Below are 253 nucleotides of genomic sequence, written 5' to 3' on the forward strand. Positions count from 1 at the left end.
ACCCTAAGCAGCGCTACTTTAGATTTACAAAATGCACTGACGATCGGCTCTTTGTTAATGACTGGCACTAATCCAGCCATTACTAATACTGCGGGTACCTCTAGCCTGACAGTTAACGGTACTTCAACCTTGAAAGGCAACATCACCACCAATGGTGCTCAAACCTACACTGGCGCAGTAACCTTAGGTGGTGCGAGCGTACTCACTACTGGCTCTAGCGCTGGCAATATCCTCTTTAGCTCTACTGTTGCCG

At 48.2% G+C, this 253-nt stretch carries 1 protein-coding gene; it reads left to right on the forward strand.

All coding sequences use genetic code 11. The features are described 5' to 3' along the window. The coding region (locus tag ICN47_RS12805; protein WP_216220294.1) for a hypothetical protein at positions 1 to 253 on the forward strand (253 nt) is incomplete at both ends.

The organism is Polynucleobacter sp. AP-Latsch-80-C2, from assembly GCF_018882185.1.
GTDB lineage: Bacteria > Pseudomonadota > Gammaproteobacteria > Burkholderiales > Burkholderiaceae > Polynucleobacter.